This window comes from Paenibacillus liaoningensis (assembly GCF_059609455.1).
Genome location: NZ_JCAALU010000004.1, coordinates 63,631 through 87,790, shown reverse-complemented (window position 1 = coordinate 87,790; position 24,160 = coordinate 63,631). Strand labels below are relative to the sequence as shown.

The window sequence follows — 24,160 nt, the reverse complement described above, 5'->3', positions numbered from 1 at the left end:
ATTACTTGTTCTCCCCTTCGTTTCGTTTTCGAATAACCGCCAAAATATCGGTTTGCGGGTATTTCAAATTATAATTGGTTAAGTGCGGCTGCCGATTTTCCGTGATCGAAATGAGCTCCAATTCCCCAGGTAGTGAAGCCAGCACGTGCTCGATGAAGGCTTGCTTCGTAAAACGCCAAATGACGCCGTCAATAGACGAATTGGCCATATAACCCGCGCTCATTTGTTTGCCTGAGCCCTGCTCCTCCAAAATAACAGGATCCAGAATCCACAATTCCCCTCCTTTATTTAGTAGTCTTGCACATTCCTTAAACGCTTTTTTATGATGCCGGATGTGATGGAAGCACCTGGCGAAGACGATCTTGTCAAAGCTTTCATCCGCCTTGTCCACCTGATAAATGCCAGAATGGATGCAATTGTGCAGCCGGCCCTTCTTCATGCCGAATTGCAGATATTTTTCATTAATATCGAGATTAAAAAACTCGGCATGCCTCCATCCTTTCGCATGCTTGTTCAGAAGCCCCGTCCCGCAGCCAACCTGCAGCACTCTTCCTTGTAATTCAGGCAAAAAATGATAAACCGCTGTCGGTCTTGGAAAGTTCAGCACAAACATCGACAGCTCATACAGCCGGGGATGCTTTTCTACCAATCGCACGAGCTTGCTGACGTAGAAGGGATTTTTTTTCGTTTGCTTTTTGAAATCGCGTTTGTTCCAGAAATAATAAGGCGGGTACAGCAAGGCGTAATACATGAGGTAAATCAATCGCAGCAGCATAACGCCAAGCAGACTTGTGTGTCGACTGACCTGATGCTGAATCGGTGAGGTTGTAAGCGTTGTCTTCATTGCCAAGCGGGTGAACAACTCCTCTCATCTACAACATGGTCGATGTAGCTTCTGTGAGTCAATGGCCTTCCTCAACTTTATAGACATCGGTGTTCGCTGTGCAATAAGACTTTTTTGATGAACGGTTTCTTGCTTTGAATAAGTGTTATTTCCTTCTATTGCACTTTTTTTAAACATTTGCACTTTTTAGAAATCGTTAAGTAATAACCAATTGATTCAAGCATTTTTCCAAAAATAACGCCTCACTACGCTTTAACTGCTGCGTGCAGCGAATGGCCTTAACGATGTTGCTCGGGTCCCTTCTGACCCGCTGCTTCACACACCATTGATGAAGGATTACGGTTTGCTTAAGCACATCCTGCCCCATCGCAAACAGACCGTTATCGGAAATCAGCTTGTGAGCATGCAAGTACTCGATTCTTTTCATCATCCATTGCTTATGATTGACGAGCGTCTGAAGCGCTTTCATATGAATGATTGGCTGCTCTGATTCCAGCTCCCTTTCGAGGAATTGCTCAAGCAAATCATACACGCGCAGGCCGAACCAAAAGTGAATCCTTTGCGGATTTTTTTCAGTCAACGGCTTGGACAGCAAATACTCCTCCAATGACCTTGCGATAAAATGAACGTCAAGCTCAAAAGCTGGCGTACTTAAATCCCGGTATGGATACTGGATAATCTCTAGTGTCTGGCTGATACGCTGCCTGATGGGCCCTGCATGCCGAAGCGATTCTCGCAGCAGATCGAAGCTGACTGGTCGACCCGAGTCATAGACCGGCGGATTCGAAAAGTAGCCGGCAACATAGAACAGCTGCTGCGAAACATCGACGCCGTGAATGAGCAAATGATGCACCTGCTGCTTGGTTTGGTAAGAGGAAGTGCCGGGAATATAATATTCGTCTAGCGCGATGGCTAAATATTGATTTTTGTGCAAGCAGTCGATGAAGAAGGATAACGGGTCATGAAACCATGACCTCAATTGATCGATATGCAGCTTTGACACAAAGGTATAGGGCAGTTCGTGAAAAAAAGAATAGGATGCGAAATGAATAAAGTTGCCCTTATCAAATTCGGGAACGCCAAACAGATGGATGTAGTGGCTAAAGAGCCACGGCAGCGACAACGCTTCGTCCGTCAGCACAATTGCTTGGGAGAAAGCATGGTACGAATTGACATCAATGATCGGCTTGCGAAGCGGAAGGATATGTGCGGTGTTCACAGCTTCCAAATAGATCGCCTCTTTTCAGTGGGATAATCCCACCATAGGTTAATCTCTTTTTTCCTGCAATTGCACTTTTTTGAAATTAGGAAAAATCAAAGCGATTGGCGCTTCCGTTTCCGCTTTGCTCAGGAATGTGCAGAACTTCAAGTATTTCACCACATCGCGGTCATCGAATGATCTTAATTTACTGTGGTTATCATGCGGGGCCTCTGACTATCTGTTGTGGGTAAGCCAGAATTTCCATAATAGCTTGAACAGTATGAATATCCCGCATCATCTACGGTAAGCAATTTGGTGCAGAAGATGAAGCAGGCTTGGTTTTAAAAAAATTAACCATTATCAGTAAAGTGCGATATAAAAATAAAAAAGACCGCTAATCAATTAGCGGCCTACGTCCAATCTTGGTCGTACAGATTTGAAAATTAATCCTGAAATTTAATTAGTTCTATAATCAAAATAATCGAACTGTGCCGGTGAGTCACTTGGTATCCCATTGCCGGAAGCATACAAGCCAACGTAGACTCCTGTAAAACCGCCGGCCACTTCGCTTGACAGATAGAAACATTCTCCCCGTCCGAGCTCCGTCTCCTCCTTACCGTTCAATGTAAAGGCAAAGACATAAGTAGTCGCATCTGCTGCGATGCTTAGAAGGATGGAACCTACGGGAATGGTCTCCTCCCGCTCCACTTTCCACAAGGAGCCTATTCTCCGGCGAAACAGTACCGTCTTAACCCCGTCAATGCGAGTTACGGCAATCTCATAATGCCCCTTCTCATTCATATAAATGGTTAAGCCAGCTTCCTCTCCATCTCGAGAAGGCTCGAAATCCAGCAAGGCAGATACCTGACATTCCAAATGACGCTGCCGCTGGCCGACGAACGTCTGACGTTCGGTCCCATCAAGTCCCTGTTCCATACCGAGGAGCGTTAGCCAACCTGGCCGGCGCGTGAGCGAATACGCCTCTGGCACCGGATTGCGAAGGTAATTCCAATGCAGGTTGAGCGACTCGCTGTTAAAATCATCACGACAAATGCCTTCGCATTTACCTAGACTTCCTTCATAAAAGGATGGGCCCTCAATTTCTAATTGAGCCTTGCCATCATATCCGATAACAGGCCAACCATCATCCGACCACGTAATTTGAATTAAAAACGTTTCCCTACCTAAATGATGATAGAACGGATAACCAAGAGGACGGATACCCAGGTAGACTGCCCACCAGCTTCCATCATGCGCTTCGACGAAATCGGCATGACCCGTTGCCTGAATCGGTAAGCCGGTACTGCGGTTACTCAAGATAGGATTGCTCGGACAAGACTGGAATGGACCGTAAGGCTCCTTGCTTCTTGCAATTGTCACCATATGACCGAACTCAGTACCACCTTCCGCAATAAGCAAGTAATACCAATCGGCTATACGATACAAGTGCGGACCTTCGGGGTAGCTGCCTCCCGTTCCCTCCCAGATCAGCCTGCGCTCCGTAAGAATGGCTCCCGTATCGGGATCCATCTCCGCCTGATAGATGCCCGGAAGCTCATCTCCTCCTCCGGTACCAGTCACGTACACCTTTCCATCTTCATCGAACATGAGCGAAGGATCAATACCGCCCCACTCCAGCCAAACGGGCTCTGACCAAGGCCCTTCCGGCCGATCTGCTGTCACAATGAAGTTCCCACCATGCTGTACGTTCGTGGTGATTAAATAAAAGCGACCGCCGCGATAACGCAGAGTAGGTGCATAGATTCCCGTGAAGCTGAAGGCCCCGCCGCCGCTAGTTTTAGTCCCTAGAGGCAATTGGCTTTCCCTAGTCAGCACGTGCCCGATCTGAGTCCAATTGACCAAGTCGCTGCTGTGAAAGATCGGAATGCCGGGGTAATAGTTGAATGAGCTGTTGACTAAATAATAATCGTTTCCGACCCTGCATATGCTGGGATCGGGATAACAACCGCTCAAGACGGGATTGGAGAATTTCATTGTCTTCAACTCCTATAGTCCGAATAGCTGATAATGACGGCCCTGCCAGGTTTATTTGACAGCTCCGATCGTAATGCCCTTGACAAAATATTTCTGGAAGAACGGGTACGCAATGAGGATCGGAAGCACGCCGACCGCCGCAATCGCCATTCGCACGGAGGTGCTTGGCAGCTCAGAAATCGCTTGGCTCGCGCCCGTGCCGGCCGCGTTGCTGTTGCTCGTCAGAAACTGGATGTCCGTGATCATCTTTGTCAAAATAGTCTGTATACCGAACAGACGTGAATCGGTCAGGTAGATAAGACCGTTAAACCAATCATTCCAATAGTTAATAGCTTGGAACAGCCCGATCGTCGCCATGATGGGCAGCGACAGCGGAAGCACAATCCGATAGAACGTTTTGATCTCACCCGCGCCGTCAATGTTAGCCGCTTCGATCAAGGCAGGTGGAATGGACGTTATGAAGAATGTACGGACAAGCAGGACGTTGAAGCCGCTCATGAGCAACCCCGGCAGTAACAGTCCGAATATGGTGTTCTTGATATCGAAGAGTTGAGTGTACACCAGATAAGTCGGTACCAGCCCGCCATTGAATAGCATAGTAAAGAACACGAGAAACGTCCAGAAGTTGCGCAACGGCATATCCCTGCGCGATAACGGATAGGCAAGCGCCGAGGTAATCGCAAGACTAACCGCCGTACCGACAACTGTGATGAACACGGTAATGCCGTATGCTCGGCCCAGCTCAAGATGATGTGTCCACAAGTATTCGTAAGCAGACAAACTGAATTGCTCCGGAAAGAATGTATAGCCGTTCCGAATAATGCTTGCTTCGCTGCTAAGCGATGCCATGATCAGTAGCGCGAATGGTATGATACAGGCCAACGCGAACACCGACAGCGTTACATTAGCGATCCAGTTTATAGCTTTATTTTCGATAGCCATGGTTGTTATGCTCCTCCACTCGCCCTAGAACAAGGCGTTCTCCCTGTTGATTTTCCGGACGATATAGTTCGCGCCCAATACGAGCACGAATCCGACGAGCGACTGGTAGACGCCTGCGGCGGATGCCATGCCGATGTCGCCCAGCACCATAAGACCGCGGTAAACGTAGGTGTCGATGACATTGGTCGTATCGGCGATCGCTCCAGCGTTCATTGGCACCTGATAGAATAGGCCGAAGTCGGAATAAAAGATACGTCCGATGCCAAGAAGCATCAACATCACGATGACTGGCGTAATAAGGGGGATGGTGATCGCACGGATCTGCTGCCACTTACTCGCCCCATCGAGTGTTGCCGCCTCGTAATATTCGGTATCGATGCTGATAATAGAAGCCAGATAAATGATACAAGAGAATCCTACCGACTTCCATAGATGCACGATGGTCAGAATGTATGGCCAATACTTGGGCTCTGTGTACCAAGATATTTCGTCAATGCCCAGAAGCGGCAGTATCGTCTTGTTCATGAAGCCCGTCTCCATGCTGAACGCGGCGTAAGCCAGATAGCCAACGACTACGAATGAAATGAGATGCGGTAGAACGATGACGCTCTGATAGAAGCGCGACAGTACCTTTTTCCTCACTTCATTTAGCAGAATAGCGAACGCGATGGCGAGGACCGTTCCGAGAATAATGAAAACGGCATTATACAGAATCGTATTTCTTGTAATAATAAAGGCGTCACTCGTCTTGAACAGATACTCGAAATTGCTAAAACCTACCCAGTCGCTCGCGAAAATACCCTGAGAGTAATTGATGTTCTTGAATGCAATGAACATGCCAAGCAGCGGTAAGTAGTTATTGATCAGCAGGTAAGCAAGACCCGGAAGCATGAGCAGTGTAAGCGGTAAATATTTAAAGAACGTACGGTGTCTTTTTTTTGTATAATCCATTCCTATCTCGTCCCTTTCCCGAAAGGTCTCTTCTTTAAGAAACGATCCAATCGGCTCTGACGTCCGGTTGGATCGTTGTACGTTCTCATCCTATGTGCCGTTCGTAGCCGCCCACTCATTCAGTTGGCTCTGCTTCTCTGCAATAATCTTGTTGATGCCCGATTCCTCAAGCTTCTTGAGGAATTCAGGCAACACCTTGTCAACATCAACCGAGCCACTCTCAAGAACGCCTTTGTATTGTAATAAGACTGCGTTACTAGCGGCAATTTCATTCTTCACGTTGTCGCCGTTGAACGAGAAACCAAGCGCCTTGGATTTAGCAGCGTTCTGGTTGAATGCCTCCATTTTGACGTAGACGTCGGGTTCGTCACCTTCAAATACGTAGGACAGGAATTGGTTACCGTGCATCCAGCCATAGTTCTTGTACCCCACGTTATCGCCTGTTATACCATCGGGATACTTAATCATATTATCCTGGCCTTCCATCTTCACGTAATGCTTGCCTTCAATCCCCCAGTCAATCAGGTTAACAATCTCCTTGTCGGTATACATCAGATTCAGGAATTGTAGAGTCTTCGCCGGATTCGCTGACTTGGCTGCCACACCAATGGCCACGTTCGTGACCGTATCGGTCTTCGCTACAGGCTCAACCGTCTGCACCGACACCATGGGATGGCTGGTCATACGGCTTTCCTGGGCATCAAAGCCAGGCTTCATCTGGGTGAAATAACCTGCCGCTTTGCCGGACTTCACGATGGCGTGGTTTGATTCCGGATTCGTCGCGGCGTCCTTGAGAATGTAACCCGCTAAGTACCATTCACGAAGTTGACGCACCATTTTCTCGTATTCTTCCGTCGCAAACCAGTTTACGACGTTCAAGTCGGCAAGTCCGCTATTCAAAAGGACGCCAAGCTCGTTGCCCAACGGATCGTAGGTCCGGTAAGTGCCAAGTATCGTGCCACCAGCGAGATTTGTCGCACTAACCATATCAGGTTCATTCTCCTTCAACGTCTTGAACGCCTTGCCGAATTCCTCGAAGTTCTTAATCGTTCCTAACTCGATATTGTATTGGTCCACGAGATCCTTGCGCATGACGAACCCGAAATTTTGTGCCAAGTCCCGGATGCTCGGCACGCCGTAGCTAATGCCGCCGACCTTGGTCGCATTGTAATAGTCCTCACCAAGCGCGTCGATAATGCCCTGCGCGTTTTCCTCCATGATATCGCCCAGAGGATATAAAACACCGCGTGTGACTTGTGTGCTATAGTTGCCCAGCATGGCGATCATGTCCAGCTTCTCTCCGCTCGACATCATCAAGTTGATCTGGTTTGTGTAGGCGCTGTTGCTGATTGGCAGCAGCTTGACTGTGACATTAATCTTCTCTTTGGCGATCTTATTAACCTCGTCTTGGACGAGCTGAATGTCCGCAGGAACGTTGTCAAATGTTGGGTATGCGTATACGATTTCGTAAGGCTTCTCCTCGTTACTCCCTGCAGAAGTCGCTCCGTTCGAAGCGTTTCCAGCATTACTGCCGCCGCCCGAGCATGCGGACATCAGCATCGACAAGGCAACTAGCGCGCCTGTCCAACCAATCTTTTTGTTCATGTGTCATCCCCCGTATCTAGTGTCGTGGACTCTTATGTTCGCGAGCCTGATCTCATTGTACGGTCAATGGCAGAATAGCCACTACTCCGAAATCGACATGCCAGTTGACTATTATCGACTATTCGTTCATCTTACATGGAAGCCATCTATTTGGAATTGGCAACGTTTTTTTTACGGTACTCATGGGGACTGAGTCCCGCAAACCGTTTGAACCTCCGTGAGAAATGGGCAAGGTTGGAATAACCCGATTGCACCGCTATGGTGCCAATGGGAAGCTCCGTCTTGAGCAGAAGCTCCAACGCAAGCGCCATCCGCTTGTTTATAATTAACTCTGTGACGGAATGACCCGTCTGCTTCTTCAGCAGCCTGTCCAAATAATCAGGATTTAAGAACATGTAGGCAGCAACGTCTTCCCGCGAAAGCTGCTCCGAATCCAGCCGTGCGTTCACGTATTGCTCGACCTTGTCCAGAATGGAAGGCGATTCCCTTATGCTCCGGACCTGATCCATTGACTTGCCGATTATATGCGTCATCCAGCCCACCATGTCGGGAACGGATCGGGACGCGTTGCGGAATAGGTCGGCAGACTTATCATCACCGAACAAAAGCTGCGCATCAATTCCCTCTATTTTCAAAACGTAGAACACCATTTGGAGAAAGTTATGATGGAATCGGTACAGCGAATCCACGTCCATACTCGCTGTCGCTGTCCACAGGAATGCCTTAGCCTCATCGAGTACGCGGCCTCCTTGTCCTTCCTTAAGCATAATCGACCAGGCATGCATGTCGGGAAACGTGATCGTTTCCCGCGTCTTACGAGCACTATCGTAGAGAAATACGTCCTTTGCAAGTGCGATATTTTCCTTGTCTAGCTCCCGCAGTCTTCCTACCATGCCATTCAATTCATGACCTTGAACGGCATTTCCGATATAAATAGCAATGTCGCAATAGAAGTACTCAGACGCATAATCGATTAACGGTCGTGCCTTCTCCTTGAACTGCTCCCGCAGCGGGGCCGCATCTCCTTCGATAGGAATGAGTGCCATCAATTCGCGGTCTGTAGTTGTAAACAGAAGTCCCTGACCCTCCAGCCCAAGCGTCTCCTCGCCACTGTTCTTTAGCGCATATTCCAAAACCTTCTGATCCCGGGGAGAGAAATCCTTGTGATAACGTTTCACAGAGATTAACAATGGTAACAACTGTAGCTTCTCATCGAATGGAATACCTCTCTCTCCTGCCTCCCGCTTAATGGAATCTGGATTCGAGGGGATAACATGATGAAGCAGATCTAACCAGAATTGTTCAGCAATTAGCGGTTGCCGGAGCGACCAGAATTGCCCGATCCGACTGTATTGCTTCTCCTTGCTCTCCTTCATAATCTTCGCAACTACCTTACCTCCTACGCTCAGCAATTCGTCCGGCGGAACCGGTTTCAGCAAGTAGTCGAAGCTCCCCAGTTGCATCGCTCGCTGTGCCAGTTTGAACTCGGCATGGCAGGTCATGAAAACTGTCTCTGTGTCGGGATGATTCTCGCGCACCCAAGCTAGAAGCTCTAGTCCGCTTCCCTGAGGCATCTCGATATCACATACCATAAGATGGATTCTTTCCCGCTCGAAGATCTCTTTTGCTTGGCGCGAATTATAAGCAGTGAATACTTTATCGAATCCGAGAGAAGTCCAATCTATGTCACCTTTCAATGAATCTGTAAGCAGTTTCTCGTCATCTACGATGATCAGCGTAAGCATTAGTCCATACCTCCTGGGTCAAGCTTGTCCTTCTCTTTGTCATTTCGGGGCGAGAGAGGAATCGTCACGTCCACTACGGCGCCACACAGCTCCCCGTCTCTTAAGACAACCTGCGTCCGCTCTCCATATATCAATTGCAACCGTCTCTTCACGTTCCAAATGCCGATATGATCCCCTTCGTCGTCCACGATTCGCTCACCACGATCTATACTCTCCACCACAGTAGGGCTGAAGCCGGGACCGTTATCCCTTATTTCAATATGAAGGGCAGCTTGTGGCGTCTCGAGCATCTCAATTGTTACTGATAAGGACAACTGTTCATCCATTGTCATGGCATGTTTGATGGCATTCTCAACAAAGGTGTGCACAATCAGAGGCGGAACCGGTGTAGACAACAGAAAAGAAGGGGCTTCGATTTCGTATGTCAACTGGTCGGGATACCGTAGTTCTTGTATTCGCAAGTAATTGCGAATATGCTGCAATTCGTCTTTAAGCGCAACGAAGCTCAGATTGCTTTGGAACATGTACCTGAAGTACCTCACCAGACACAGTGACATTTCCTCCATGCGCGTAACGTCCTTCGTACGGGCTAGCATATACATCATGTTAAGGGTATTAATAAAAAAATGCGGCCTAATCTGCAACTGAAGATGCTGAAGTTCCGCTTTCTGCTTATTCAGCTGCTCTTCATACACGCTGATTCGCAAATGCTTGATCTGCTCCATCATGTTGTTGAACGTATCATTAACGACCTTGAACTCCAAAGAAGTTGGATAATCCTTGATCTGAGTGTCGAGATTGCCTTGCTGAATTCGGTTCATAACCTTGAGCAAGCGATTGAGCGGAAGTAAGAGCGTCTTCCGAAGCAAGAGCAACGCCGCTGCCAGAATCAGGACCGCGACGAACGGAAGGGAGTAGGAAATAAGCTTGTATGTGGAGAGATGCTGGAGCATCACATCCTCCGGGATAAACGCATGTAGGCTGAACTCTCCTTCGCGGGAATCTTCGCTAACTGCTAGGAATTTCTCCGTCGAGCCAGTGAGATAATAGCTTTCCGCTTGCGGCTCAATCGTAATGCCGTGTTCACTGACAAAACCTTGATTGACAATCGCGTTGCCGCGCCCGTCGCCTAGCAGCGCCGCTCCTTCTTCGCCGATGCCTAGCAGATCAAGCGGTGTCTGCAGCGACTCCGCGTTAGTCCACGCACCGACGATGGAGTCGTTGTCGAGCACAAAGAAGCGGAGAAGGTAAACGCGGTCGCCATTCTTTTGAACATACCACATCCTTTTTTGGGTGATCATCCTCATGTCAGAATTCTTACTTACGTTATCCGATATATAGGATTTAATGTACATGCGGTCGATCATGGTGGAACGGTCGCGGAAGGAGTATAAGTATTGATCATCTGAGGGTAGATAGACGAATAACCCGTCCAAAACGGGATACCGAAGGATAGAATTTGTTAAGTTCGACGCGATACGCTGCGACGCGAAAATGCGATCCTCGGGCTGCGGGGAAAAATCGATGTTCGAGAGATCCGGGTCCTGCATGAGCCCGATTAAATAATTATCTGCTTCGACAAGGCGTGCGTCCACCTGGTCACGATACAGCGTTAATAAGTCCTTGCTAGAGGCAGCCACCTGGTTGCGGACGACGTCGATTGCATAGCCATTCATATAAATCAGGAATCCAATCAGCGGCAAAACGATAAGAAACAAGCCTGCTATCATCTTCATCCTAATGGAGTGTATGCTGCCCCATCGGTCTATTTGCAAAGAACGATTCATTTCGTATATCTCCTTTCCTTACTATCCATGATTCAAATTCACAATTACTATGAGAGCTATTGTACTTCAGATCCAAGATGAATAAAACCTTTTGCATTTATCGGGAAATCTCGATATTAATACCCCATTAATAGCATTGCAATAAAAAAAAGACCGTTAATAAATCAGCTCCTGACGTCCAATCTAGCATGCACACATGCCGGATAGGAGTGAGAGCATACTCTAGAATTGTAAGTATGCGTAAGCAAATATATAATCAAGTAATCGAAACCTAGAGGTACGGGTAAAATTCAAAAGGGCTGGAGACAAAATTCGTCCCCAGCCCTTTCGTGCATTACGTACCTTAAATTTGATTATCAAAAGCTTCTCCAGTCATTCTGCTGAGCTTCTGATACGCCATCCACATCGATCATGGGACGAAAGTAGCTATCATCCACAGCAACCGTGATAAATACTCGGTATCAGCCATGTGCGACATCCTGCAAATCGCGAGAAGTACATTTTATAATGTTGACAATCCATTACTGAATCAAAAAGCCTTCAGGTAAGGCACCTATTTCTTCACCTTATAAAACTCATGATAAAGCTTCATCAGCGCCCTTTTCTCAATCCTCGATACATAACTGCGGCTAATTCCCAACTCCTTAGCAATCTCTCGCTGAGTCCGTTCTTCCCCGCCATGCTCCAAGCCAAATCTGCCCATGATGACTTCCTTTTCACGTTCATCAAGAATGACTAAATTTTTATAAATTTTACTTTTTTCCATTTTTAGCTGCACGGTTTCCACAATTTCATTTGGATCGCTTCCCAGAATATCGACGAGCGTAATTTCATTGCCTTCTTTGTCGGTGCCGATTGGATCATGCAGCGATACGTCCTTGCGCGTTTTTTTCAAGGAACGTAGATGCATTAAAATCTCGTTTTCAATACAACGGGCAGCAAATGTCGCCAGCTTCGTGCCTTTGCCCGTCTGGAAGCTCTCAATGGCTTTGATCAGCCCGATTGTACCAATAGAAATCAAGTCCTCCAAATCTTCGCCGGTGTTATCAAATTTTTTGACGATATGTGCAACAAGGCGCAAATTATGTTCAATAAGTAAATTGCGAGAATGTGTATTGCCTTCGGCCATTAGTGCGAGATGCTTCGCTTCTTCTTCTTCGCGAAGTGGCTGTGGAAAAGCGTTATTTTTCACGTACGATACAAGTAGCGTTAACTGTTTAATAAACAAAGCGATTGCAGCAAATAATCCCATCGTCTGGCCCCCCTATGCTGTATTACCGGGCATCCTAATCAGCCTCAGCGTACACCAACATCAATTTTACATTCTATGTAGGCGGGGGCCTATATGTGCATGTACAAGGAATTAGAATAAATAAACCAGTTGGAACTCGCAATAGCTTAATATTGCTTCGTCAGCACATAGCTCTCTTTGCCTCGAAAATTGGTATGAATAAAACCAATATGGTTAGTTCCTTCAACCTTAACCGTCTGGCACTACAACCATGCCGCAGGCTACTTTGAATCCTTTTTGATAAACGGCAGCTCGCCTATTGCGATCAAAACATCATTAACCTCAGCCATAATCGGGCCAATACCCGAATCCGACAGCAGGGGAATGCTCCAGTGCTGCTGCGCCGATATTTTAGAAATATGGTTTTCGCCGCTGGCTTGAATAATCAGCTCCCATTTTATAACCGGAACGTTGGTGTGGCCCATAGACTTGCGAAAAATCGTCAGCAGCTGCTGATTGATTTCATCCGTCATCGTTTGAAAATTTTCTGCCACCTCGAACTCGTACTGAATATGCAGCTGTGTACAAGGCTCATCCTCAGCGGCCTCATCAGCGTTACGAGATATGCTGAGCACCGGAGACAGTGGCTCCTCCTCCCGCTCACGCAGCGATTCCGCCGTCAGCACGCTGCTCCATTCAAAATACATATAGGCACTCGTCTGATATGGCTGCTGGTGTGCCCTTGGCGTACAAAAAAATGAAAACTCGCGATCCAGCGACCTTGTTTCCAGTCGGTTTTTATTTTGATAAATATGCAGCCCCGCAGCCTGCGCCGCCGCAATAATTTCTCCCACGAACTGTTCATACGTTTTCATACGTTTCCCCTTAATCTCTATGCTATAATTTTGGTCTTCTTCGCATTGTCGGACGAGCGCTTAATGATGCCGCTAAGCGGGCGTTTGAGCACGAGGGCAATGAAAAGGCTAATGGCAATAAAGCCGAGCAGGAACAGCATATCCTTCAGCACCGTTTCCCATAAAATGCCGCCAACCGCTTCGCGCAGCAAGCTAATCGCATACGTAAATGGCATAAACGGATTCAGCGCCTGGAAAAAAGGCGACGTCATGCTGATCGGAAAGGTCCCGCCTGAGCTGGAAAATTGAAACACCATGAAAATTATCGCAATTCCCTTGCCCGCATTGCCGAACACAGACAGCAGCGTGTACGTAATGGTGACAAATACGATGCTGACGAGCATCGCGAATAAAACAAACCACAGCTTATCTGCGACGTATGCGCCTAAGATAAAAAAGTCTCCCAGCGTTACGCATAATGCCTGCAATAGTCCAATCGTTAAAAAGGTGCCGAGGCGCCCCAAATACAGCTGGTAGCCGCGATAGCTTCCATTCGGATTGTCTGCCTCCGAGCGCAGCATCGAGATGAGCAGCGTGGCTCCAACCCAAAGCGACAGCACACCGTAAAATGGCGACATCGCCGAGCCATAGTTAGGAATCGCATACAGCTGATTTTCCTTAATAAGCACGGGGCTCGCCAAAAACTCGCTTTCCTTCTCAATATCACCGCGCAGCAGCTTCGCAAGCTCGGCAAAGCTGTTATCAGCCTTCACTTCGCGCAGTTTGTCTGCCGCTTTACGAATCGCTTCCTCCAGCTGCGGCAAGTCGTCGCGAACAAGTCCGGCAACGCGTTTCACGCTGTCCGTAAGCTCCGGGAGCTGGTATTTGACGAAATCGGCCAGCTTTGCCAGCTCTTTTTCCGCCTCAGGCAAATCGTTCTGGACAAAAGCCGCAGCTGCGTCGATTTTTTTGCCGATGGCTGGCAAGTCATTGCGGATAAACGGCGCTGCCGTGTTAATCGCGTTCACGAAGGCGTCCGTCTTGCTTTGCAAAGTCGTCGCTATTTCATGCACCTTCGTGCGGATTTCCGGTAGCTCTGCCTGAATGCGGGTCAGCTCCTGCTGCCCGAACGTCAGTCCTTCACGCGCAGCCTTGAGCAGCTCGGCGATATCCGGCAGCTTGCTCTTGGCCGTTTGCAGCACATCGGACGATGCCGCTCCAAGCTGCTGCAATTTGCTCAAGCCTTCGGTAATCGCAGGCGCAATATCGCTGTCGTAATGCTCCAGCACATAGCCAAGATCGCTGTTCACCTGCTCGGTTACCGCATGCAGACGCGCTACAATCTCCTCTGGCGGCGCGGTTCCTCGGTCCATCGCATCCTTAATGATGCCAAGCAGCTGAATTTGCGTATTCAGCTTTTCGGTGAGACCGCTCAGCCGCTGAATGGTCCCGCTTAGCTGCCCATCCGGCAGATGGCTGTTAATCGTCGACATCACCTTGGTTATGCTGCCGATTACGCCTGCTGCTGTACTGAGCCGCTCAGAGAGCGTCTGAACTTCCGCCGCGGTCGGCAGCTTGGTAAGATCAGCCTCCTGCAGCCTTGCTGTCAGCAGCTCGGCAGCATCAGCAATTTGCTTGACCAGCAGCAAATTTTGCTTCAAAGTCGGGCTAATCGCCTGAAATACCTCCTGGCTCGACGCTAAAAATTCGTTCAGTCCATCCGCGAAAGCGATCGCGTCTCCCCCCAGCGCCTCAAGCTTCGGCAGCTGCTCCTCAGCCGTCGTCACAATGCCAAGCGCTGTATTCGTTTTGTCCAGCGCCGTGTCGACCACCTCGCTCACGCGGTCGAAATTGGCATCGACCTCCTGAATGCGCTGCGCCGCTTTCTGGATTTCAGGGAGCTTCTCCTGAATGATGAGCACCTCCGAAGCGGCATCGCTGATTTTCGGCCAATATTGCTGCAGCTTTAGCACATATTGCGCAGCTTGATTAATCTCCGGCAGCTTCTGCTGGAGCTCGATTATTTTTTGCGCCTTCTCGTTGATTTCCGGCAGCTTGCTCTCGACTTCCAGCACCTTCTGTCCAGCCGCTTCAATTTCAGGCAAATGGCTTTCCAGACTGAAAATGCCGTTCTCGACCTTGCGTATCGTCGGCAGCTCCGCTTCCACTTCTACGCCCGCTTCCTTCAGCTTCGTCAGCACCGTTTCGCTTACAGCTTCTGTGAAGCCTTCATTAATTTGCTTCGTGATGGCGGAAACGCCGGAGCCGGTTATTTTCGGCGCAATGGCATTCACCTTTTCATTGACCGTATAAACCACTTCCGGCCGCTCGATTTTGCCTTCGATAATGCCAGTTATTTTGGCAGAGAAATCAGCTGGAATAAGCAGGCTTGCATAATAGGTGCCTTTTTCAACGCCATCCATCGCTTCCTGCTCACTTACAAACGTCCAGCCCAGCTTCTCGTTCGTTTGCAGGCTTGTCACTAGGTCCTCACCGATATTAACCGTCTTGCCTTGCACGCTCGCTCCCGCATCGAGGCTCGTGACTGCAATTTTAATGCCCTGCGTGTTGTTGTAAGGGTCCCACACCGATTTAATATTGACCCAATCGTACAAGCCGGGGAGCAATATAATCGCTAAAATAAGAAAAATGCCGGTAGGCACACGTAAAATATGGAGCCAATCTGTTTTATAAATATGCCAAATATTGCGCATAAGTAGACCGCCTTTGCTATATCAGAAGTTGTGGAGCGGCCTTTGCAACACCCGATTGCCGCTAATCAGACCTTAGTTTAGCATTAACAGGGAAAAGAAGAAATATCATGATGATTTTTTTCGGGGAGTATGGCTTGGAATAGCATATAAAAGGGGCAGGAAATTGTGGGGGATATTACGTACGGATTACATCCATTATTTCTTCCATTCATTGTGGAAGGTTCTTTAGCGTTATGAATGGATGCCCACTCTTTAACGTCATGTGATTGTTGCAGAAACAGACCACTGCGGCTGAGGCGACGGAGCTCGGCATGCTCACTCCTTTTTTCGAGGACTGAGATTCCGCTATTCTGGCTATTTACCCGATTTTAGGCCGTAAGCGGACAGGAAATCCGTTATTGCCCTCATCAGCTCGTCAAAATGGCTTTTTGCAGCATAAAAGCGGCTTCTGAGTCCGCCACATCTCCCTTAACCCGTAATTCGGTTGAAATAGCTGCTGCTGTGTCCGCCAAATTTCTCTTTATGCATTGTACTGCTGCTATTCATTCGTTCATCAAATCAATCGAATCATCAAAAATCCGATTAGCTTCTAGATGAATGTAACGAAGCAATGCTACTAGGTCAGCCAATCGCTTTTCATTTGAATAATAACAGCGGTCAGGACGAAGCCGCTTTATATTAATTGCCTCATAGATTAACCCATGCCACTGTTGAGGTATCACTCCACCATGTAATTGGATTAATATCAGCACCATATCCATTTGAATGAACTTGTTTATTATAGTAGGATATTCGAATGGTTCATACTTAAACAAGTGCATAAAATTCCACATCATTATCCAAATATCCTGTTGTGTAGCTGTATACAACTGCCCGTTAACCCAATGGATTAGGAAAAAAGCAAAAACAGCCCACAATAACGATGTGGGCCTTTCTGCTTTCTTTAGGCTACACGTCTCCTATCCCCTCACATCCGAAAATAATCCGAAGGGCTTTTGCCCGTGCTCATTTTGAACACTTGGCTGAAATAGGTCGGATTATTGAAGCCGACCATCTCGCTGACCTCGTACACCATATGATGGCCCGATTGCAAATAGTCGATGGCTTTATGAATGCGGTAATCGTTCAAATAATGCACAAAGTTTTGCCCTGTTACCCGCTTGAACAGCTGGCTTAAATATTTCGGGTGCACGAACAGCTCCTTGGCAATCGCCGCAAAGCTGATTTCCTGGCTGAAATTCGCCGCCACATACTGCTTCACGCTATCGACAAGCCGATTGCTTTTCCGGCCGGAAATTTCCTGTGCCGCGCTTTGCAGCCATTCCTCTACGAGCTCATTCATCCAGCGTGCCAAGTCGCCAAGCGTCAAATGCTGCTGGATGCCCTGCAAAAATTGCGACAGCGTACGCGGCAGCTGATGCTGGGCGAACGCCTCATTCCAGAAAAAAGTCAGCGAGCTGAACAAGCCGACGCAAATCGTCTGAATATCCGTGAGCGAGCCGCTCGCTTCCTTTTGCAGCTGATTATAAATCGCTTCCCACTGCTGGGCTGCCCGCTCCAAATCCTTGTCTGACAGCGCCTCATTCCACTGCTTGAGCAGCGGTGCATATTGGTCATACGTCGTATCCAGCTGTGCCCATTCCGCATAAGGATACACCTGGCTCGTCCCTTGAAATTCCGCTGCCTCCAGCGCCACGCGGCTTTCCAAATACGAATCGATCAGCTCATGCAAGCTGCTGCGTACTGAACCGATGCCTGCGGTAGCCTCCAGCTTGAGCAGCGCCGTTATTTTCTCCGTTACGCTGTAAGCAAGCTCCTCACATGCCTGGTACAGCTCGCCCTCCTGCGCCTGCTCCGACAGCAGAACGAGCACGAACAGCCGGTCGGAATAATCAATCGCGTAGCCGTAGATGGGCGAGCCGCCCATTTTGCCTGCCAGCATTTCGCGAATGATGTTGTTCGCGCCGAATTTAAGCAGCTGCCAGTCTCGCTCCTTCAGCTTCGTAAGCAGCGCAGGGCGCGTCATTTGCAAGCTTACCGCCGCCACGTGCTTTGGCGAAGGAATGTTCAAATAAGCGAGCCGCTCCTCATGCAGCTCATGCGGCTGATAGCGCGTCGTCAGCAGCTCGGTGAATAATCGCTCGCGCAAATACGGCAGCAGCCGGTCGAGCTCCAACTTGTAATGCTCCTCCAGCCGCAGCTTCTCCGCCTGCAAATCGAGCTCGCCTATAATTTCAGCGAGCACGCCTTCAATTTCCGCTACAGCAGCCGGCTTCAGCAAAAAATGATGAACGCCCCAGCGCATCGCCTGCCGCGCATTTTCAAACTCATCGAAGCCGCTCAAAATAACGATCGGCAGGCCCGCATCCTCCTGCCGCAGCGCTTCGACAAGCGCAAGTCCGTTCATCTGCGGCATATTCACATCGGTAATAACCAGATCCGGTTGAAGCTCGCGGTAGCTCGCCAGCGCCTGCACGCCATTCGCGGCCGTTCCTGCAATGCGCAGCCCCAGCTTCTCCCAGCCCACATGCCGCGTCAGCGCCGCAATAATATGCGGCTCATCGTCTACAAGAAGCACTGATTTCATCCTTATTCACCGTCCAGCAACCGTTTTAATTGGGCTTCCGTTTCAATAATCGGCAGCTTTACTGTCACCTTCACGCCTCCCTGCTCGCTATTTGCAAGCTGCAAGCCATACCATGGCCCGCAATAAAGCTGCAAGCGCGTATGCACATTGCGAATGCCGATGCCTGTCGCCTTGTCCATATGCCAATCGTCTGGCAAGCCCCGCCCATTGTCGGTCAGGCTAATCTCCAAATAAGGTGCTTGCCCCGGCACATGCTGCTCGCGAATATCCAGTGCCAGCGCCAGCTCCGACGAGCTGTCCGCAGGGCTGCCATGAATGACCGCGTTCTCAATTAGCGGCTGCAAAATAATTTTCGGAATATAATAACCGCGCATTTGCGGGTCCATCACCTGCTCGGTATAAGCGATCGGAAATGTCATCCGCTCCTTCTGAATGCTTAGGTAGCAGCGGGCATGCTCCAGCTCATCGCGCACGCGGATGAACAGCTTGCCGCCGCTCAGGCCAATTCGCAGCAGCTTGCCGAGCTGGGTAATCATAAAGCTGATATCCTCAGCTTTATAATCAAGCGCCCGCCAATGAATCATATCGAGCGTATTATACAGAAAATGCGGCTTAATCTGCGCTTCCAGCAAGCTTGTCTGCGCATCTCGCTTCGCCTTGCTCTCCGTCTTCACGTCGTCCATCGACTCTTTCAGGCGCGACACCATATGGTTGAAGCTGTAGGAAAGCTGCACATATTCCTCGGTGAAGGCGCTTGTCGCTTTCGCCTGGAAGTCGCCGCGCTCCAGCCGCTTCATCTCCGCCATCAATCGGCGCAGCGGCTTGATGATGCTTTTCACAAACCAATAGGTCAAAATCGCAGAAAGCAATAAGCTTAATATTCCGATGCCTAGCACATACCAGCCCGCCTGATAGGTCGCCTTCAGCAGCGTTCTGGTCGGGATCGTCTGTACGAGCCGCCACTGCACCGAGCTAGGCTTGGAGAACACGACCAAATACGATTGATCATCCCTGCGCAGCAGCTCATATCCATCACTGAGCGTTTTCGAGCGGTCACCCAGCCATTCGGCATCGAGGATGACCTCCTCGCCCTCCACCTGCGAGTCGTTCACCTTCACAATAATGTTGCCCGCCGTATCCACAACGAGCACTTGCCCCTCCAGCACCATCGGCACATCGGCAAAATTACGCAATACATCCTGCTGCGACATGCTGATGACCAGATAGCCCATCGTCCGTCCTTTGCTGTCGAACATATGCTGGGCATACCCGATCAACGATTTCGAGGAAGCGTTTTCTTCTTCCGGAATCCAAATAGCATCCGCCTTCTCTAAGGCTGAAAACCAGTTTTGATCAGCGATTTTGCTGACGGGAAACACTAAATCGGTTGAGCTATACGGAACATCATTAAATTTATCCGTGTAAATTTCAATCGAGCTGATGCCGGAATTGACGACCAGCGTATGATGCAGCAAATCCGAAATGGCCCGCCGTTTGACGAGCATATCGTATTTGGATATGGCGCCAGCCTCCAGCATTTCCTTCACATCCTTGTTGCTGACGACGGAATAGGCCGTATTCGTCATATCGGTCATGAAATCGAAGCCGCGATTCGTGCTTTCATTAAGCAAAGCCAGCCGCGCCTTGCTAATTTCGCTAAAGGTCACATCCGAGAAGGAACGGTAGGACAGCCAAATAATCACAAGTAAAAACAATAGGTTCAACAGCACGAAGCAAGCGACCATCAAAGTGGACAGCTTGCTTCTTCGCAAAATCGATTGCCGTAATGAAAAATCTATCGTACGCATCGTAATGTCATCACCCTGACCGTTTGGAGTAAATGAAGCTTACCCTTTAATGCCGGAGGTCGCAATACCTTCAACAAAGTATTTTTGACAGATGATGAAAATGATAAAGCAAGGCAGCAGCGACAGCACCGACATCGCAAACATGGGACCCCAGTCAGATTGCGAGCTGGAATCAAGGAACAGCCTCAGGCCGAGCGGAACCGTGAACTTCGTCACATCGCTCAAATAAATCAATTGGCTGAAAAAGTCATCCCACGTCCAAAGGAAGGTGAAAATGGTCGTCGTAATGAGCGCCGGTACTGCGAGCGGCAGCACAATGCGCCAATAAATTTGAATGAGCCCGCAGCCGTCAATCGTCGCCGCTTCATCCAGCTCCTTCGGCAAGCCGCGAATAAATTGCACTGTCAGAAAAATAAAGAAGCCATCGGTCGCCAGCCATTTTGGCGCAATCAGCGGCAGGAAGCTGTTGACCCAGCCAAGCTGATTAAACAAAATATATTGCGGAATGAGCGTCACATGATGCGGCAGCATAATGGTCAGCAGCATCAGCCCGAAAGCGGCCGCCTTAAATCGGAAGCTTAGGCGGGCGAACGCATAGGCCGCCATCGAGCAGGACAGGACATTTCCAAGAACCGCCCCGATTGAGACGATCATCGAGTTGCCGAGAAAGCGCGAGAATGGATTGCCCTGAATGCCGCTCCAGCCCGCTAAATAATTGCTCCATTGCCACTGCTGAGGCCAAATGCCGATTTCCGTGAAAATCACATTATTGGGCTTAAACGAGCTGCCGACCATCCATAATACCGGATATAACATGACGAAGGCGATCAGCATAATCGCCAAATGCTTGAGCCATACCGTTTTGCGCAGCGTCTCTGCCATCGCTTATTTCCCCCCGTCCTCGTAATGCACCCAGCCTCTGCTGGAGCGAAATATAATGAAGGTGAAGCAGCCGATAATGAGCAGCAGCACCCAGGCCATCGCCGATGCGTAGCCCATTTGGAAAAAAGCGAAGCCTTTTTTGTACAAATAGAGCGAATACATGAGCGTCGAATTCAGCGGGCCGCCAGAGCCGTTGCTGATGACGAATGCCTGCGTAAACGATTGAAACGACGTAATAATTTGCATGACCAAATTGAAGAAAATAACCGGCGTCAAAATGGGCAGCGTAATGCTCCAAAACTGGCGGGTTTTTCCCGCTCCATCGACCGAGGAAGCCTCGTAATAATCGGTTGGAATTTGCTTAAGTCCCGATAGAAAAATAATCATCGAGGAGCCAAACTGCCATACCGAGAGCAACACGATGGAATAAAGCGCATATTTCGGGTTCGCGACCCAATCCGGTGCGTGAATGCCTACCTTAAGCAGCACCTGATTCACCAGGCCGTCGCCGCCAAGCATTTTCCGCCATAACATGGAAATGGCAATGCTGCCCCCCAGCAAGGACGGGATATAATAGATGGTCCGGTAGATGCCCAAACCTTTGATTCCTTTGTTAAGCAGCAGCGCCACGCCGAGTGCGAAAATCAGCTTAAGCGGCACCGATGCGAATACATATGTGAAAGTAACCTTGAGCGACGTTCCAAACAGCTTATCAGTCGTAAGCATTTCCTTATAATTGCTGAGTCCCACCCAATTGGGGCTTGCTAGAATGCTGTAATCCGTCAGTGAAAAATAGAGCGACGCCAGCACAGGGCCGAGCGTAAGACAAATGAGGCCGATCAGCCATGGCGCGAGAAAAAATAAGGCGGCGCGGTTATTTTGGCTGGCTGCCGATTTTTTAGCTCGTTTGCTGCGTTTTTGCAGCTTCGTCATCGATGTTGCTGTCATCGCGTTTCCCCTCTTCCCTTGCTTCATGCGTAAACGGCTATCGCCATCGTTGGGCGGCAAACACACGTTTCGCGGTGAAAGATACGCCGATTATCGGGCATGAAGCCTATAATGGCTTTTATATCCAAGGAAAGGCCGCCTCTTTTGCGGGCGGCCTCCTTGGCTGCTGCTATTTTGCGTTATCGCTTCATTTACTTGTTATTTAGCTTTGCTGAGCACCGCATTGGAGCTGGTCATAAACTCGTCGATGTTGCTGCTGAGCTCGCCTTGGCCGAAGGCAATCTGCTCGCTAAGCGTTCTAAAGCTTTTATCCACTTCCGAGAAGCCTTGCGGATAAGGCGGGTCAATGTCGCTTTTATCTTTTGCTACCGTATCGACGAAGTTGAAAATCATTTGGTCAGTTTCCGACAGCGTGGACGCCATCTGTGTCCGAATATCCGAGTTGACAGGAACGCCGCGCTCCGAGCCAAGAATAGCCGTCGCTTCCGGGTCATTCACCAGGAAATCAATAACCATAGCTACCTCTTTCGGGTGCTGGGTTTTGGAGTAACCGGACATAAATTGGCCTGGCTTGAGGTATTCTCCGCTTTTCACCTCGCCCTTCAAATGGGGCAGCACTTGAATTTTCAACACATCATCCGCATCCTTCATCGCTTTCTGGAACGCGATTAACTGATTTGACCATGTAAAGTCCATTGCCCCCGTGCCAAGTGCCAGCGGCCTCGTCTCCAAAGCCGTCGTCATGGTTGCCGTTGCTTCCGGTGAAGTAATAGCCCCGCCCGCCCGCAAATCGTTCCATAGCTGGAACCAGCTTGTGAAATCCTCCTTCGTCGCGCCGAACTTGCCGTCTTCAAACAAAGCGCGTCCGTTCTGGCGAACCATAATTTGAAAAATATTAAAAGTGCCGGAATTGTCAGCCGCCCCGACGTAACCGTCGCCCTTGGCATCTTTAATTTGCTGTGCGATTTTCGCGAAGTCCTCCCACGTCCAGCTTGTATCCGGGTCTGCAATATTCAGTTCCTTGAAAACCTTTGAGCTATATACGACACCTGGCGCATTCACCCCAAGCGTGATCGCGTAAAGCTTGTCATTTACCGTACCGGCTGTAATCATGCTCGGATCATGCTTGTCAATTTTCAGGTCTCCGCTTTGCGTATACGTATCCAAATCAAGAAGCGCATCGCGGTTCGCATAATCAGTCAGGAAAGCGTAATCCATTTGAATGAGATCAGGCGCGTTCGCTCCAGCCACCTGCGTGGACAGCTTGTCAAAATACCCATCCCATCCGGAATACTCCGGCTTAATGACGATATCAGGATGTTTTTGCTGGAACAGCTCAAGCGCTTTAATGGTCAGATCATGACGGGTTTGCGAGCCCCACCAGGTCATTCTCAGCTCGATCTTCTTCGAGTTGCTGCTGCTTCCGCTTCCATTATCTGTGCTGGCCTGAGCCCCTGGCTGTTCCTTGCTGCCTTGTGCCGAGCATCCCCCAAAGATTAGCGACAGGGAAAGGACCATTACGATACCAAACTTGTTTTTAATCATGCTTGACCTCCTGTAACCATTCTTTTTGTAAGTGCTTACAAAAACCATTGTAGACGATTTTTCCGCAACAAAGAATTAACTATGGTAATCTAAATCATCAAAAAGGTAATGCCCCTTTCCCAGTTGCCCTACTAAGACGTGTCTGCAAATGTTAGGGAGCCAGCTGCTGATCCAATTCCAGTTCCTTATCGAAGCCAGCGTCAAACGAATTTCCTCTGCTACCGGGAATGTCATTCCACAATGTGTACCTACATACCGAAAGGCAGCTTCATGCTCTTCGTTTCAGAAGTATTCTCACCACACACAGAAAGATTTGCTGGACTCAGGAGACGCTATTTTAACGAAATCACGGGTTAAGGGAGGGGTGGCGGACTCAGGAGACGCTAATGCGCTGCCAAAAGCCATTTTGACAGGAAAAAGAGGGCAATAACGGATTTCCTGTCCGCGTAAGACCCGAAATCGGATCAAAAGCCAGAATAGCGGAATCTCAGTCCGTCAAAAAAGCACGAGGGAACGTGCCG

Annotated in this window: 17 protein-coding genes; all 17 read right to left on the bottom strand. The window is 49.1% G+C overall.

Going from position 1 to position 24,160, the window contains the following annotated elements; all coding sequences use genetic code 11:
* Window position 1 precedes the first annotated feature (1 nt).
* Entirely contained in the window at window positions 2–844 is an 843-nt protein-coding gene (locus AC6B99_RS06595; RefSeq protein WP_235533158.1) for a class I SAM-dependent methyltransferase, read from the bottom strand.
* A 196-nt stretch (window positions 845–1,040) separates the two neighbouring features.
* Window positions 1,041–2,072, bottom strand: coding sequence for a hypothetical protein (locus AC6B99_RS06590; RefSeq protein WP_056035396.1), 1,032 nt, complete (start codon window positions 2,070–2,072; stop codon window positions 1,041–1,043).
* A gap of 429 nt (window positions 2,073–2,501) precedes the next feature.
* Entirely contained in the window at window positions 2,502–4,040 is a 1,539-nt protein-coding gene (locus AC6B99_RS06585; RefSeq protein WP_496663039.1) for a glycoside hydrolase family 43 protein, read from the bottom strand.
* Between the two features lie 51 nt (window positions 4,041–4,091).
* Window positions 4,092–4,982, bottom strand: coding sequence for an ABC transporter permease subunit (locus tag AC6B99_RS06580; RefSeq protein WP_494862227.1), 891 nt, complete (start codon window positions 4,980–4,982; stop codon window positions 4,092–4,094).
* A 24-nt stretch (window positions 4,983–5,006) separates the two neighbouring features.
* Entirely contained in the window at window positions 5,007–5,933 is a 927-nt protein-coding gene (locus tag AC6B99_RS06575; protein WP_056035407.1) for an ABC transporter permease, read from the bottom strand.
* 90 nt (window positions 5,934–6,023) lie between these two features.
* Window positions 6,024–7,538 carry an ABC transporter substrate-binding protein gene (locus tag AC6B99_RS06570; protein ID WP_056035410.1) on the bottom strand — a complete coding sequence of 505 codons (1,515 nt, stop codon included), beginning with the start codon at window positions 7,536–7,538 and terminating at the stop codon, window positions 6,024–6,026.
* A gap of 146 nt (window positions 7,539–7,684) precedes the next feature.
* On the bottom strand, window positions 7,685–9,283 hold the full coding sequence (locus tag AC6B99_RS06565) for a response regulator transcription factor (protein ID WP_496663038.1): 1,599 nt from the start codon (window positions 9,281–9,283) through the stop codon (window positions 7,685–7,687).
* Window positions 9,283–11,070: a sensor histidine kinase gene (locus tag AC6B99_RS06560; RefSeq protein ID WP_056035416.1), complete on the bottom strand. Its 1,788-nt coding sequence runs from the start codon at window positions 11,068–11,070 to the stop codon at window positions 9,283–9,285. The genes AC6B99_RS06565 and AC6B99_RS06560 overlap by 1 nt, the downstream gene beginning before the upstream one ends.
* Window positions 11,071–11,623: 553 nt before the next feature.
* On the bottom strand, window positions 11,624–12,322 hold the full coding sequence (gene sigK / locus AC6B99_RS06555) for an RNA polymerase sporulation sigma factor SigK (RefSeq protein WP_056035418.1): 699 nt from the start codon (window positions 12,320–12,322) through the stop codon (window positions 11,624–11,626).
* A gap of 260 nt (window positions 12,323–12,582) precedes the next feature.
* On the bottom strand, window positions 12,583–13,176 hold the full coding sequence (locus AC6B99_RS06550) for a hypothetical protein (protein WP_496663037.1): 594 nt from the start codon (window positions 13,174–13,176) through the stop codon (window positions 12,583–12,585).
* A 17-nt stretch (window positions 13,177–13,193) separates the two neighbouring features.
* Window positions 13,194–15,869 carry a YhgE/Pip domain-containing protein gene (locus AC6B99_RS06545; RefSeq protein WP_496663036.1) on the bottom strand — a complete coding sequence of 892 codons (2,676 nt, stop codon included), beginning with the start codon at window positions 15,867–15,869 and terminating at the stop codon, window positions 13,194–13,196.
* A gap of 542 nt (window positions 15,870–16,411) precedes the next feature.
* Window positions 16,412–16,705 carry a hypothetical protein gene (locus AC6B99_RS06540; RefSeq protein WP_155973143.1) on the bottom strand — a complete coding sequence of 98 codons (294 nt, stop codon included), beginning with the start codon at window positions 16,703–16,705 and terminating at the stop codon, window positions 16,412–16,414.
* A gap of 131 nt (window positions 16,706–16,836) precedes the next feature.
* Window positions 16,837–18,456 (bottom strand): response regulator, encoded by a 1,620-nt coding sequence (locus tag AC6B99_RS06535; protein WP_056035431.1) that lies wholly within the window; start codon window positions 18,454–18,456, stop codon window positions 16,837–16,839.
* Between the two features lie 2 nt (window positions 18,457–18,458).
* Window positions 18,459–20,264, bottom strand: a complete 1,806-nt coding sequence (locus AC6B99_RS06530) for a cache domain-containing sensor histidine kinase (protein ID WP_496663035.1) — start codon at window positions 20,262–20,264, stop codon at window positions 18,459–18,461.
* A gap of 39 nt (window positions 20,265–20,303) precedes the next feature.
* Window positions 20,304–21,146, bottom strand: a complete 843-nt coding sequence (locus AC6B99_RS06525; protein WP_056035437.1) for a carbohydrate ABC transporter permease — start codon at window positions 21,144–21,146, stop codon at window positions 20,304–20,306.
* A 3-nt stretch (window positions 21,147–21,149) separates the two neighbouring features.
* Window positions 21,150–22,094: a carbohydrate ABC transporter permease gene (locus tag AC6B99_RS06520; RefSeq protein ID WP_496663034.1), complete on the bottom strand. Its 945-nt coding sequence runs from the start codon at window positions 22,092–22,094 to the stop codon at window positions 21,150–21,152.
* A gap of 198 nt (window positions 22,095–22,292) precedes the next feature.
* Entirely contained in the window at window positions 22,293–23,639 is a 1,347-nt protein-coding gene (locus AC6B99_RS06515; RefSeq protein WP_494862245.1) for an extracellular solute-binding protein, read from the bottom strand.
* Window positions 23,640–24,160: the final 521 nt, after the last annotated feature.

Excerpts from the sequence above, each read along its gene's own strand:
- AC6B99_RS06595 (WP_235533158.1), bottom strand. The coding sequence starts at position 844 with ATGAAGACAACGCTTACAACCTCACCGATTCAGCATCAGGTCAGTCGA.
- AC6B99_RS06585 (WP_496663039.1), bottom strand. The coding sequence starts at position 4,040 with ATGAAATTCTCCAATCCCGTCTTGAGCGGTTGTTATCCCGATCCCAGC.
- AC6B99_RS06580 (WP_494862227.1), bottom strand. The coding sequence starts at position 4,982 with ATGGCTATCGAAAATAAAGCTATAAACTGGATCGCTAATGTAACGCTG.
- AC6B99_RS06575 (WP_056035407.1), bottom strand. The coding sequence starts at position 5,933 with ATGGATTATACAAAAAAAAGACACCGTACGTTCTTTAAATATTTACCG.
- AC6B99_RS06570 (WP_056035410.1), bottom strand. The coding sequence starts at position 7,538 with ATGAACAAAAAGATTGGTTGGACAGGCGCGCTAGTTGCCTTGTCGATG.
- AC6B99_RS06565 (WP_496663038.1), bottom strand. The coding sequence starts at position 9,283 with ATGCTTACGCTGATCATCGTAGATGACGAGAAACTGCTTACAGATTCA.
- AC6B99_RS06560 (WP_056035416.1), bottom strand. The coding sequence starts at position 11,070 with ATGAATCGTTCTTTGCAAATAGACCGATGGGGCAGCATACACTCCATT.
- sigK (WP_056035418.1), bottom strand. The coding sequence starts at position 12,322 with ATGGGATTATTTGCTGCAATCGCTTTGTTTATTAAACAGTTAACGCTA.
- AC6B99_RS06550 (WP_496663037.1), bottom strand. The coding sequence starts at position 13,176 with ATGAAAACGTATGAACAGTTCGTGGGAGAAATTATTGCGGCGGCGCAG.
- AC6B99_RS06545 (WP_496663036.1), bottom strand. The coding sequence starts at position 15,869 with ATGCGCAATATTTGGCATATTTATAAAACAGATTGGCTCCATATTTTA.
- AC6B99_RS06540 (WP_155973143.1), bottom strand. The coding sequence starts at position 16,705 with ATGATGTGGAATTTTATGCACTTGTTTAAGTATGAACCATTCGAATAT.
- AC6B99_RS06535 (WP_056035431.1), bottom strand. The coding sequence starts at position 18,456 with ATGAAATCAGTGCTTCTTGTAGACGATGAGCCGCATATTATTGCGGCG.
- AC6B99_RS06530 (WP_496663035.1), bottom strand. The coding sequence starts at position 20,264 with ATGCGTACGATAGATTTTTCATTACGGCAATCGATTTTGCGAAGAAGC.
- AC6B99_RS06525 (WP_056035437.1), bottom strand. The coding sequence starts at position 21,146 with ATGGCAGAGACGCTGCGCAAAACGGTATGGCTCAAGCATTTGGCGATT.
- AC6B99_RS06520 (WP_496663034.1), bottom strand. The coding sequence starts at position 22,094 with ATGACAGCAACATCGATGACGAAGCTGCAAAAACGCAGCAAACGAGCT.
- AC6B99_RS06515 (WP_494862245.1), bottom strand. The coding sequence starts at position 23,639 with ATGATTAAAAACAAGTTTGGTATCGTAATGGTCCTTTCCCTGTCGCTA.